The 13,767-nt window shown below is 39.2% G+C and carries 10 protein-coding genes; 9 read left to right on the forward strand and 1 reads right to left on the reverse strand.

Features of this window, described 5'->3' with window-relative positions:
- The first annotated feature begins 105 nt into the window (after nucleotides 1–105).
- The 5 genes from ABIL39_11045 (at nucleotide 106) to ABIL39_11065 (ending at nucleotide 5,641) form a co-directional block, all read left to right on the forward strand.
- Nucleotides 106–243 carry a hypothetical protein gene (locus ABIL39_11045; protein ID MEO0166659.1) on the forward strand — a complete coding sequence of 46 codons (138 nt, stop codon included), beginning with the start codon at nucleotides 106–108 and terminating at the stop codon, nucleotides 241–243.
- A 257-nt stretch (nucleotides 244–500) separates the two neighbouring features.
- Entirely contained in the window at nucleotides 501–1,397 is an 897-nt protein-coding gene (gene xerD / locus ABIL39_11050) for a site-specific tyrosine recombinase XerD (GenBank protein ID MEO0166660.1), read from the forward strand.
- Entirely contained in the window at nucleotides 1,394–3,475 is a 2,082-nt protein-coding gene (locus ABIL39_11055; protein ID MEO0166661.1) for a tetratricopeptide repeat protein, read from the forward strand. Before xerD ends, ABIL39_11055 begins: the two co-directional genes overlap by 4 nt.
- A gap of 9 nt (nucleotides 3,476–3,484) precedes the next feature.
- Complete coding sequence (buk, locus tag ABIL39_11060) at nucleotides 3,485–4,558, forward strand: butyrate kinase (protein MEO0166662.1); 1,074 nt, start codon at nucleotides 3,485–3,487, stop codon at nucleotides 4,556–4,558.
- A gap of 3 nt (nucleotides 4,559–4,561) precedes the next feature.
- Nucleotides 4,562–5,641: an acyltransferase gene (locus ABIL39_11065; protein MEO0166663.1), complete on the forward strand. Its 1,080-nt coding sequence runs from the start codon at nucleotides 4,562–4,564 to the stop codon at nucleotides 5,639–5,641.
- A gap of 33 nt (nucleotides 5,642–5,674) precedes the next feature.
- Here the strand turns inward: ABIL39_11065 and ABIL39_11070 are convergent, their stop codons facing one another.
- Nucleotides 5,675–7,174: a T9SS type A sorting domain-containing protein gene (locus tag ABIL39_11070; GenBank protein MEO0166664.1), complete on the reverse strand. Its 1,500-nt coding sequence runs from the start codon at nucleotides 7,172–7,174 to the stop codon at nucleotides 5,675–5,677.
- 573 nt (nucleotides 7,175–7,747) lie between these two features.
- On the opposite strand from ABIL39_11070, the gene ABIL39_11075 reads away from it, so the two are divergent.
- From ABIL39_11075 to ABIL39_11090, 4 genes are all read left to right on the forward strand, one after another.
- Nucleotides 7,748–7,876, forward strand: a complete 129-nt coding sequence (locus ABIL39_11075) for a hypothetical protein (GenBank protein MEO0166665.1) — start codon at nucleotides 7,748–7,750, stop codon at nucleotides 7,874–7,876.
- 195 nt (nucleotides 7,877–8,071) lie between these two features.
- Nucleotides 8,072–10,381 (forward strand): TonB-dependent receptor, encoded by a 2,310-nt coding sequence (locus ABIL39_11080; GenBank protein MEO0166666.1) that lies wholly within the window; start codon nucleotides 8,072–8,074, stop codon nucleotides 10,379–10,381.
- Between the two features lie 88 nt (nucleotides 10,382–10,469).
- Entirely contained in the window at nucleotides 10,470–11,198 is a 729-nt protein-coding gene (locus ABIL39_11085) for a DUF4249 family protein (GenBank protein MEO0166667.1), read from the forward strand.
- A gap of 156 nt (nucleotides 11,199–11,354) precedes the next feature.
- Nucleotides 11,355–13,767: C25 family cysteine peptidase (locus tag ABIL39_11090; protein ID MEO0166668.1), on the forward strand; the 2,413-nt coding region annotated here is incomplete at its 3' end.

Raw genomic sequence — 13,767 nt, forward strand, 5'->3', positions numbered from 1 at the left:
ATACCAATCGGATATATGTTTCTTATGCATCAGGCGTGTCACCAGCATTACTTGTCCGCCTTCGTGATACCATATGTTTCTATCCCACGATTGCTACAGGTTGAAATGATCGTTGATGGTATTTTTGAACCAGGTAATTATACTTACAATCTCAATTCCGGTCATTACAATTCTGGTATCTATTTTTTAATCCTTGCCGGCGAAAGAGAGAAGAAAAGCCAGAAGATAATGATTGTAAGGTGAAGAATCATCAGATTCATTTTTTCGTTAAAGTAGAAAATAAAATTGGTGTAGATAGGTTTATACTCTAAAAACGAATTATTCATATTCCCATCGTAGAGTCTCTGTTTATTATATAACCCCATTATTTTATAATTCTAAAATTATCGAACAAATAAAATTATGATTTTTCCATCCAACTTTTTATCTGGAATATAAAACGCTCGTGCCGCCATTACTTTCTTGACTAAACATAGATTTTAGTTATCATAATCCATATCATGCCGGATGAATTGAACTTAAACGACTTTGAGAATTTTTTGATAAGTCAAGGCAGTGAATTGAACACTATTCAAGCATATTTACGGGATATAAAACAATTGGGATTATTTTTAAAGACTCAGAATAAAGATTTAATTTCGGTAAAGACCGAAGACCTGCGTAGTTTTATTCACTCCCTTTTTGATATGGGCTTAAGCCCAGTTTCAATCAATCGCAAGATTTCCGCGATGCGGTCTTATTATGCATTTCTTTACTCTAATAACTGCATAGATAAAAATCCGGCGGAGGATTTAGAGGTTTTGAAGGTCGGCAGGAAATTGCCCCAGACTTTGTCTATTGAAGAAGTGAATGCAATCATTGAATCGGCCGATGAAAAGACACCCGCGGGTTTGAGAGATCGGGTCTGCCTGGAATTGCTCTATGGTTCAGGTTTGCGCATTTCGGAGTTGCTTAATCTTAAAATAAGTGACATTATGACCAAAGAAGAATTATTGAGTATCATCGGCAAAGGCAATAAACAGCGATTTGTGCCCTTTGGAAAAAAGGCACTTCAGGCAATCCAAGAATATCTTCAGCAGGGACGACCCGCGTTGATGAAAAAAAAGAAGAGCCCGTATCTCATTTTAAACGCCCGGGGTAATAAACTCTCCCGCATGGGTTTTTTGAAAATTCTGCGTAAATACCTTATTAAATCCGGGATAAGAAAAAAAGTTACACCCCATACCTTCCGTCATTCCTTTGCGACCCATTTACTACAGGCAGGGGCGGATTTGAGAGCGGTTCAGGAACTATTAGGACATTCTGATATTTCCACGACCCAGATATATACCCATATTGATCGCGAATACCTAAAACAAGTGCATCGTGAACACCATCCCCGGGAGAAGGAACTATGAAACTATCCCCTCAGATAAAGATAATAATTTTAGTCAGCGGAATATTGATATTTACTTTTATCTCCCTTTTTCCCTGTTTGCAAAACGGCTATTGCAACTGGGATGATTACCACTTGATTACTGCCAACCATTCAATAAAAGAACTTTCGTGGAAGAACATTAAAGAGATTTTTTCATCGGGTTATGTAGGAACTTATATTCCCCTTACGGTTTTATCCTTTGCTCTTGAGAATAAATTCTTAGGACTCAATCCTTTTGTTACTCATTTTATAAATCTCTTTTTACATTTATTAAATGTAATTCTTGTTTTCTATTTGATCTACCTTTTGACCGGTAATCTGTTGATTTCTGCAATTGTCGGTTTGCTCTTTGGGATTCATCCACTGCATGTTGAATCAGTTGCCTGGGCGACCGAAAGAAAGGATATGCTCTATTCATTTTTCTTTTTGAATAGTCTGCTCCTTTATCATTTCTATAAGCAAAATGAGAAAAAGATTTACTATTTTTCCTCGCTTCTACTTTTTATTTTTTCTCTATTATCAAAACCAATGGCGGTTACCTTACCATTGGTATTAATTCTTCTTGATTATTACTATGAAAAAAGGTTTTCCATAAAACAGGTCTATTCAAAGATCCCCTACCTGGTACCCGCATTATTAGTAGGGATAATCAATATTCATTTTCAAGGTTCTGGTTCGTTGCCTTTCGTTAATTATTTGAAGCACATTTTGGTTTTTTTCTATAACCTTCTGTTCTATCTCTATAAATTGATGTTGCCCGTAAATTTGTCGGCATTTTATCCTTATCCAGATAATTTTGAAAAATCTCTGCCGATAATGTTTTTTATTGCGCCGCTCATCGTTGGCGCTATCGTATACTTTATTATTTGGACAAAGAGATTTACTCATAAAATAATTTTTGGTTCATTATTTTTTATAATAACCTTACTCCCGGTCAGCCAGTTGATTCCCCTGGTGGCACCAGCGATCGCCGCGGACCGTTATGTATATATTCCTTCAATCGGATTGTTTTTTATCTTCGGGTTATTAATTGATTGGTTATATAATAAAAAATGGGCAACTTCAATGGTGCTTAAAAATATCTTGATCATGCTCCTGATAGTGATTTTTTTACTTCTTGGTTTCAATTCTTTTAACCGGTGTAAGATCTGGAGGGATAGTATCACACTGTGGACTGATGTTTTAAAAAAATATCCCCAAAATGGTATCGCCTATAATAACCGGGGCAATGCCTATAAATTCATTGGTGAGTATGAAAAGGCAATTGAAGATTTTAATAAAGCGATAGAGTATTCCCCGGAACTGGAATTACCATATTTCAACCGGGGTTCGGCATATGAACGACTCGGTCAATATGAGAAGGCGATTGCTGATTTTACTGCGGCACTTAATATCCAGCCCAATTTTGCCATGGGCTATGTAGACCGGGGGGCGATATATGTCAGGATTGGTGAATATGATAAGGCATATAATGATTTGGCTCGGGCTCTCCAATTGAATCCAAAGAGTGCAGAAGCTTACTACAATCTCGGAGTATTTTATTTTAATTTACGAAATTTTAATCAGGCAATGGAATATTATGACAAGGCAATAGTCCATGACCCTTATCTGGCAGTAGCATATTTGAGCAAGGGAGATATCTTATTTATCTATGGTGAGCTTGAGGGGGCGATTGAGCATTATACAAAAGCACTCCAAATAGACTCCTTAAATGTGGATGCCCTTTATAACCGAGCAGTGGCTTTTACCCGTATCGGAAATCTTGAGCAAGCACTTGAGGATTATAACCAGGCTATTAAGTTAAAGCCCAATTTTGCCCATGCCTACAATAATCGCGGTAATATCTATCTTGATTTAAACGAAGTGGAGAAGGCGATCCAGGACTATAATCGGGCGATTGAATTTGATTCAAACTATGCACCGGCTTATTATAATCGGGCAGTCGCCTATTATACACAAGGCGATTTAGACAAAGCCCGCAGTGATGTGGAAGTTTTAAAAAAATTGGGCGTAATACCGGATTCAAATTTTTTGAAATTATTGGAAAAAAAGAAATAGGGAGGTATTATGGATTACTATATTTTGGTGATAAACCCCGGTGCTGGGTCCACCAGGATTGCGGTTTTTAAAAATAATCAACCGATATTGGAGGAAAATATTCGTCACAGTCCAGAAGAATTAAAACGATTCCCGAATGTTATTGATCAGTATCACTGGCGAAGGGATAAAGTGATTGAGTATCTCAAAAGCAAAAATTTTGAATTGAAAAATTTACACGCGGTCGTGGGTCGTGGCGGTCCACTCAAACCTTTGACGAGTGGGACATATCTGGTAAATGAAAAATTGATTGAGGATATCAAAAACGGTAATTACCAATCAGAACATCCTTCGCTCCTGGGGGCAATGATTGCCAAAGAAGTGGCGGATAGTGTCGGTGTGAATGCCTATTTTGTTGACCCAGTATCAGTAGATGAATTCTGGGAATTATCCAGGTTTTCGGGGTTGAAAGAGATAAACCGGAAGGCATTGAGCCACGCCCTGAATGTGAGGATGGTGGCAAAGAAGGCAGCGAAAGAATTAAAAAAGCCGTACGAAGAGTGCAATTTTGTTATTGTCCATCTCGGGACCGGTATAACTGTTGCCGCCCATCTGAAGGGCAAACAGGTTGATTCATCAAATGCAAATGAGGATGGGCCATTTTCACCACAAAGAACTGGTGCATTGCCGACGATTCCTCTGGTGGAATTATGTTTCAGTGGAAAATATAGTGAATCCGAGATAAAGAAAAAACTTTTGCGCGAAGGTGGTTTACTCTCTTATCTTGGCACCGATGATATCCAAGAAGTGGAGAAAAAGATTGCCCGGGGCGATAAATATGCGGAACTGGTTTATAACGGCATGATTTACCAAATAGCAAAAGAAGTCGGTGCATATGCGGTGGTGCTGAAAGGCGAAATTGATGCGATAATCATCACCGGGGGTATTGCCCATTCAGAAAAATTTGTTAATACATTAAAATCCTGGATAGAATTTTTGTGCCCTAAATTTTTTGTATATCCGGGCGAAGGAGAGATGGAGGCACTGGCACTCGGTGTTTTGCGCGTCCTTACGGGTGAAGAGGCAGCAAAAGAATATAAATAAGAATTGAAGCGTTTTAGATTCCTTGATCTTTTAAAGGCTTATGCCGTGATAATGATGATCCAGGGGCATACCCTGGATGCGGTCCTTACCCCACAAGCAAAAAGGACAGGTTTGTATCAATTTATGCATCTCTTGAGAGGGCTTACCGCTCCTGCTTTTCTCATTGCGAGTGGTTGCGGATTGGCACTTTCCGTGTTGAGAAAAAAAGATTTAAAATGGCAGAAAATCTTAAAACAGCGCCTTATAAGAATCTTACCGATTCTACTCGCTGGATATTTCCTCCATATGCCGAGATTCTCACTTTATCAATTACTGACCCAGACCTCAAAAGAAGAAATTACACAATTTTTTCAGTGTGATATCCTCCAGACAATTGGCTGGACGATTTTATTGCTCCAGATAATTTTGATTTTTGTAAAAGAGAAGAGAATGATAATCACCGGTTCAATAATCGGCGTGCTGCTGATTCTCTATTTTACTCCCGCAGTAAATAACAACATCAAATCACCAAACTTCTTCACCCAATTATTAACCCCCAAATTTGGCTCAAATTTTCCTTTATTTCCTTTTGCTTCATATTTAATATTTGGCTTGATGTTCGGCATGCTGTTTTATGAGGTGAGTCAAAAGATGGAAAGCAGACTTCTCAATATTCTCATATTTATTTCTGGATGCGTCTTCTTTGGTTCTTCCTTTTTAATGAAGATAGAAAATTTTAATCTGTTCTATCTGCGCACTGGATTATTGTTAATCTTAATCAGTGTATTCTTGCTTTTTGAATCCAAGACGAGCAGGATTTTGGATTTTTTTGGAGCAATCGGGCAGGAATCTTTTTTGATTTACTTTGTCCATATAATGATTGTCTATGGTTCAGTTTTAAATGTCAAAAATAACTTCGCCCATTATTTTGGACCGACCTTGAATACCGGTTTGAGCATTCTCCTGGCATTATCTTTGATTTTACTTATGCTCGTAATCGGTTATCTATGGCATTTCTTAAAAAGTAAAAAGCCGATGGTGAGCAAAGTATTACGCAACTGTTTGATTGCATTAATTCTGGTGAAATTTTTAACCCAATATTAAATTTGATGCTACTTTCTACCGAAAAAACGGATGTTATCTCACCAAAAGCATTTTTTCTGCTAAGGCGTAATCACCTGTCTTTAATTTCACAAAATAGATACCCGCCGGCATCCTGCATCCATAATTATCACAGCCATCCCAGATGATGCTGGATACTTGATTCTGGAGACTTGATACTGGATTAAAAGATTTAACAACCCGGCCGGAGACATCGTAAATCTTCAACAGGATTTTTGATCTCGGATTGAAGATTGTTGAATTGTATGGGATTTGGAATTTAATCACACAGTGATTCTTAAATGGATTTGGATAGACTTCTAATTTCGGATTTCGGATTGCGGATTGCGAAATTTCCTTGATTCCTGTATAGGTCTTTACTCCCAGATAAATCCGGCAGGAAGTGGGGGTTCCGTAAAGTAATGTCCAGTATGGGTCATCATTATTACCTATATGAGCAAGATAAATATAATACGCGCGCATCCTCAAAGTATCAATCCTTTTTGCCAATTGTGGTAAGCCAGGATTATAAGTTAAGGATTGCGTACAATTTATCGGTTGCCCCCAGGTAATTCCATTATCCGACGACCATACCATATAAAAATCCCACCAGTTTGCCGGACCACTTCCCATATTCCTTGACCTGCAATACAAAACTGCACAATAGTTTCCACCCGTTGCAATCGTGGGATAGAAACATATGGTATCACGAAGGCAGACAAGTAATGCTGGTGACACGCCTGATGCATAAGAAACATATATCCGATTGGTATTATCGCTTTCAGAATAGGCATCGAAGACAATCCTCGGTTCACCATTATCGGTCAATGCCATCTGCATATAGCCGATACTCAATGAGTCGGCTAAAGGTATTGACCATTGCTGAGGTGGTGCCCAGTTTATACCATCTATGGTGGTGCGATAATAGATTGATGAGTCAGAAAGGCTTCTATAGAAGATACAAAATGTCCCCCCATTACAATCACAACCAACATAGGAGGCATTTGTGGCAATGGAAGTAGAGGCGATTAACTGTGTCAGGTCTTTATTCCATGTGTACGCGAGGATTGCATTATTTATAGTGAGCCCGATGAAAATGAGATTTGAGTCGGGGAGTTGTTTACCGATCACCTTGTGAACATCTAAATCGCCATTCCCCACATCAACTGGTGAACCGGTAATCTTCTGTGCACCCATCCCACCCCAGGCACCAGATATCAAAAACGGAAATGAGATGTAAAGACCAACACCAGCAATTGCCGTAGGATAACGGGCAGGTCCTAATTGTCCTTGATAGGTCAATTCGGTGGCAAAGTTTGAGAGGTTGCCCGAAGTGCAGGTGGTATTGAGATAATTGGAATTTACAAAACCCCGATCGACGATTAGTATAGTATCAAGCAGCGGACTATAACTGATGCTTTCGTGATTTTGCAAAAAGAGTGTATAACCATTGGCACTTGAATCCACACAGATGTGGATATCCTGGGCAAGGCAGAGCCCTGCGCTTATTAACATTACACATAATATATTTTTCATATCAACCTCCTTTTTATTCTCCGGTGAAAACCAGAGAAACGAGATGGATACTTAAATGTAGTGGCTGAGCTTGCTCGACAATTTAAAGCGCAAACCTGAAGGTTTGCCCTCCATTTTATCGCAACCCGAAGGTTGCGCTACATTCAATAGAAAGACCATGCGCAGGCTAAAGCCTGCGGCTACCAGAAATTTTCTCGGCACTATGTTTTTTGTTCCGGTGCCACCGGGCTCCTCGCAAGGCTAAAGCCTTGTCCTACAAGTCCGGTTGCGGAGCAATTTTAAACAAATCTTGCAAACTCCGCATAGAAAAAGCCGAAAGAATCTTTATTAAAATCGGCAATAAAATACCGTTGGTCATTTTCTTGTGATATAAGATAAGATAAGATAAGATAAGATAAGACATACTCACCCTATACAATATTTTAATTTTTTTTTGTAAAAAGTCAAGAGGTAAATGCAGAGTTTCAAGACATGGTATCCACCCTAAAAGAATATTCTGGGTTGAAAAGATAAAAAAATTTATTAATATATATAAATGCTCAGCAAAAAATTTTTTAAAATGCGGGAGGTAATATGATAATCGATGAGAACTATTACCAGCGCATTTTAGATTCGAAATGCCCAAGCGCCATTCGCAAACAAATTGTGGAGTTTTATAATCTCACCAAGAATATTTCGTTGGTAAGGTGCGAAATACCCTAAGATTTAAAAACATTTATCCGCAGGCTAAAGTCTGTGCCTAATTTTTTTTACCGGTTACCCTGCGGTCCCTCAGGTTTGCTTTTTTTGCAAGGCTGAAGCCTCGCCCTACATTAGAATTATTTTTTGTCGAGAAAAAAATGGAGGAAACCCAGGTCAGCAGTATTGACAAATGATGCTTGTAGTATATAATTGGCGGTGAACAGGATATCCGTTGTACTGTTTTTGACCACAATTCTTACCTACCCGGCTGAATATGGCACAATCAAGGGATTTGTATCCGATGCGGAAAACGGCGAAAAACTCAGTTATGCAGATGTTATTTTGAAGAATACTACAATGGGCACGAGCACCGATGAAAAGGGGTATTACTACATTTCGCGTATCCCTGAAGGCAAATATACAGTTGTATTTTCTTATCTTGGTTATGAACCAGTTTTAAAAGAGATTGAGATAAAATCCAGGCAGGTTTTGACATTGAATGTGGAATTAAAACCATCAGCGATTGAAATGCCCGGTGTTGTAGTATCTGCGGAGCGGGAAAGATTTGAAAAGAGTGTGGAGGTGAGCCATATCACATTTACCCAGCGGGAGATAAAGTCGGTACCTGGCCTTTTTGAATCGGATTTGATAAAGACATTGCAGTTGATGCCAGGTGTTATAGGAATGCATGATTTATCAAGCAAATTATATGTGCGGGGTGGAAGTCCGGATGAGAATTTGGTTTTGCTTGATGGCATAATAATTTATAATCCCACAACCCATTTATTCGGACTTTTTTCCACATTCCAGCCCGATGCTGTGAAAGAGGCAGAATTATATGCAGGTGGGTTCCCAGCAAAATACGGTGATAGATTATCTGCAGTACTTGATGTGACAACCAAAGAAGGTAATTCAAAAAAATATGAAGGCAATGCGAGTGTGGGTTTGATAACATCTAAATTACTCTTTGAAGGTCCGATCCCCAAAGGTTCTTTTCTCTTCAGTGGCAGAAGGACATATTTTGATGCCTTAATTTGGGGATATGCCCATATCTTTAATAAAGACATTGAACTCCCTTATTATTTTTATGATGGTGTGGGGAAGGTTAATTATAATCCATCCAGTGAAAATAGATTTACAATCACTGGATTTGGTGGCGCAGATGTCATTTCATTCTCCGGAGGCGGCCCGCCATCAGATAAGGTAGATCTAATCTGGGGAAATCGTGGTATATCGGGAAAATGGCGGCGGGTGTTTTCACCGAAACTATATGGCGAAATCCTTGGTGTCTGGAGCAATTTCTTTACTGATTTAAGATACATTGTTTACTATGATTCAACCGCAAATCTGCGATTATATGAGAAGATACAGAGTTTGACCGGCAAGTGCGACTTTTCTTATATTTATAGCGAGCAGCATACACTTGATTTTGGATTTCAGGAAGAAAATCTTGGTGTTAAGCAGCACTGGGAGGTTGAAGAGGGAACATTCGGACCACCTAAGCAGAGTTCTAATCTCGTTGCAGTTTATCTCCAGGATAAATGGCAGGTGATAAAGCCAATTCTCTATATCCAGCCGGGGATAAGATTAATCTACTATAATCAGGGCAATCGGTTTCTGTATAATCCCAGATTAGGGATGAAATATCGTTACAGAGAAAATTCAGCATTAAATGTTTCAATGGGAAAATATAATCAGTGCTTGATAACTATAAATAGTCAGGAATCTTATTTTTCTATTTTTGATTTCTGGCGACCGGTTGATAGCACGCATCATCCGCCAGTGGGTTATCATTTTATAGCGGGAATTGAACGATGGCTGGGTGAAGGGACAAATTTCAATATTGAAGGGTATTACAAGAAATACTACAATCTATTGATACCCCGCGAAGAAGATATGTTTTTCAGTGTGCCCACTGAAAGTTTGCGTGTCGGGAATGGCTATGCAACAGGTGTAGATATCTTTCTTAAAAAAAGTTTTAAAGATTATTTTGGCTGGGTCAGTTATACATTCGGTTATACAAGAAGAAGTGTAGGAAATATCTCTTATTTTCCACGCTATGATAGAAGGCATAATCTAAATATTGTTTTCGGATTTGTTCTACCGAAGTCAATTCCGTTATTAAAAAATGGCAAACTTGATTTACGCTGGTATCTGGGAACGGGACTACCTTATGCCCTGGAGATAGCACGATATCGGATATTTTTTGGATGGGAGAATGACACGCTTAATGAGTATCCAGTTTACTGGTGGCAGTATATAAAAGGCAGCCGGGACGCCTACAGACTTCCAATTTCCCACAGACTCGACCTGCATTACGAAAAAGAAATTAAAATCTTCGGATTGAATGGTGGGTGGTATCTGGACATTATTAATCTTTATGCACGAAAGAATGTACTTTTCTATGATTATGAATATTTTGATTACAACACCGGGCAGGAATATGACCCACCGAGAAGGGTTGGCTATTCAATCCCACCGATTGCGATTCCCATACCTTCTTTTGGATTTAATGTGAGGTTTTGAAAAAATTATTATGATAATTTGAGGGCGAAAAACGGCGGAAAAAGGGCTAAAGATGGCTAAAGGGCAGAGAGGCAGGAGAAGGCAGGATATGACAAATATATTTGGTTTCGGTGGACGGTTAAGAAAAGCGAAACTGTTTGGAATATTGATTCTGTTTATTTTTTTATTCTGTCAAAAGTATAATGAAGAATTTGAACCGCAATTAAATGTTTTTTGTATTCTCAAAAATAATCGTCCATATCAAAAAGTAGTCGTTGATAGAATCTATGGAATGGACGAGAAATCAATTTATGACCTTGAAGATGTGCAGGTGATTCTTTCGGGAAACGGGATATGTGATACACTCGTTGAAGACTCAATCTTGGGAGTATTTGTAACGCGTGATACTTTTCCTGTTGTTCACAGCCAGACCTATCATTTGCAGGTTTCTGCGAAGGGGTTTGATACCATCAGAGGTGTGACTACTGTACCTGATTCATTCGAGATAATCTTTCCCGAAGATGGTGATACAGTTCAATTGTTGGACACAATGATAATTAAATGGAAGAATCGCCATCAATGGGTACGATTAGAGCTATATTATCAGGATTCGCTACTATGCTGGAATTTTTACGGTATGGTTGGAGATACAATTTTGGAGCTGCCTTTCTGGTCTTGCCTTTATGACACAGGATATTATCGGTTGATGGTAGGGGTCTACGATAGCAATTATGTCAATTACAACATAGATGCATCCAAACTTCAGTGCGGAATTGAAAATGGGATTGGGTTGTTTGGAAGTGCTTTTATGCTTGAAGCCGAATTTTATTATCAATAAGAGGCTTTCGTTTTAATATTTCAAGACTTAAGTCTAAATTTTCACCCTTGACATTTGCAAAATATTGATTAATATCTATAATAGTAAAAGGGATAGTTCTGCGGTTATTATTAGGTTTAAACCTCGATATACCAGGGAAGGCCGAAAGGGGGTTCTATGGCTAAAATCCTGGTTTTAAGAAAGGGAGCGTTGGTATTCCTGCTCCCGGGGTTATTAATATCTTTATGGGCTGAATGGCTACCCTTTGGTACCGAACAAATACCAAAAAAGACCGCAATAGAATTGCTCTCCGCCAATGAAAACTCAGTCCAACTAAATATAAAAGTATTTGGCGCCGAAGTTTCCGAATATGATGCAACCAAGCTAACATACACTGGAAAAGAAGTCTTTGCATTATTAAAAATAGACGAATACGCTTTTATTGGTGAAATTGGTAAACCCAATTTGCCGATGGTAACTGCTGTTGTAGATGTTCCTCACAGGGCAGAGATTCGGGTAGAGGTGATTTCATTTAAGTATAGTGAATTTGATTTAATGGCACTTGGAATTGATAAAAGAATTGCACCAGCACTTCCGAGCGTGATTAAAAAACCCAATGCTAAAGCCGAATTTATTTTGGATGAAAAAACTTATTCTACCGATGCCTATTATCCAGATAAAATTGCCGATATCTACGAAGGCGATGGAGGATTAGCCCGTGGTCACCGGCTGGCAACCTTGAGGGTTTATCCAATCCATTACAATCCGGTAACAGGAAGAATCCGGGTTTATACCAATATCACCGTTAGAGTGAATTTTATCGGGGGCGACATCCTGGAGACGCAAAGAGTAATCGCGAAAGATTTTTCTCCAGTCTGGGAAGAATTTATCAAAAGGATGGTTATAAACTATCCGGAATATCTTAGAGGCGTTCCGCCGTTACCGGTATATTATGATATCTTTTACAATGGTCAAGCCCAGACCGTTGCCAACAAACTTGCCCAGTGGAAAAAGAAAAAGGGATATAAAGTACGGATGTGGAATGCCGGAGGATGGACTGCCTCGGCAATAAACGATACGATAAGATCCCAGAATCCATTGGCAACTTTCTTGGTAATAATGGGCGACCCGAATTCAAGTTCTATCGCCTTACCACCTTCTGAAACCGGTTCATCGTCTGGTGACCAGACTGATTTATATTATGCAGAGGTAAATGAAGGAAATACCTATCTCCCCGATATGTTCTATGCGCGTATATCGATTCTTGATACAATTCAAGGAAATACAGTGGTCAATAAGGCAATCCGCTGGGAGCATGCGAACTTCGGTTCTGCAGGTTATGCTTGGCTAAAAAAGGCATGCTTTATTGCTGGTTATGATGCAAATTATCAGAGCGTCGGGATGGCAACAAACTGGTATTGTAGAAATCTCCTTGTCCCTTACGGGTACCAAGTGGATACCCTTGTTTATGCAAGCGGTGAGCAGGAAGGCAGGGTCGTTGCTCAAATTAATGCTGGCCGTGCCTGGGTGGTCTATACTGCACACGGGGGACAGACCGAATGGTGGGTAGGTTATTCTGGGGATTTCAATGTAACTGAGCTAACCAATCTTACAAACAATCTTGATATGTATTGTTTCCCGGCTGGTCATTGCTGTCTTACTGGTGATTATCAATATTCTACGAATTGCTTTGGTGAAACCTGGGATAGATTGAGTGGGAAGGGTGGAATTTGTTACTTTGGTAGTGTGCCCTCAACATATTGGAATGAAGATGACTGGCTACAGCGAAGATACTTTGATGCCATCTACACCGATTCGATCCCAGGCCGTTTGTATGAAACTGGTAGATTTACCCAGTGGGGTTTATACTGGATAGAAAATCATACGAGTTCCAGTTTGAAGCGTTATTATTTTGAAGCATATCATCTCTTTAACGATCCATCTTTAGATTTTTGGACTGATATACCACAGAATATGACAGTAAGCCATAATGCGGTGGTATTTCCTGGTTCTCAGCAATTTACAGTGACAGTTACCGGTGGTGGGAATCCTTTAAGAGATGCACTCGTCTGCTGTTGGATAAAAACCCAGGTTCCTGAAGTTCATGTCTCTGCCTATACCAATGCTTCCGGAGTTGCAATTTTGAATATAAATCCCACTACACCCGGTGATACAATGTATATCACCGTTACCAAACATAATTACTTTCCCTATGAAGGGTATGCAATAGTTACAGCTCCCTCAGGTCCTTATATCGTATTAGGCAGAACAATCATCAATGATTCTGGTGGTAATGGTCAGGTGAATCCGGGTGAGACGGTGAATTTGGGTATTTATGGTAAGAATGTTGGTGTTGCCACGGCCCAGGGGGTTTATGGTAAATTGACTGAGTCTGATCCTTATGTTTCTATTTCTATTGATTCCTCCTGGTATGGGAATATTCCTGCGAATGATTCAGTGTTAGGGAGTCCCTATTATCGTTTTACTGTTGCTAACAATTGTCCGAACAATTACAGTGTGAATTTTACGCTGACTTTTAAAGATGCAAGTAACAATACTTGGACTTCCAATCCGGTTGTTACGGTTTATG

It is taken from the genome of candidate division WOR-3 bacterium (assembly GCA_039802205.1).
Lineage (GTDB): Bacteria > Hydrothermota > Tepidihabitantia > SM23-42 > JAOAFX01 > JAOAFX01.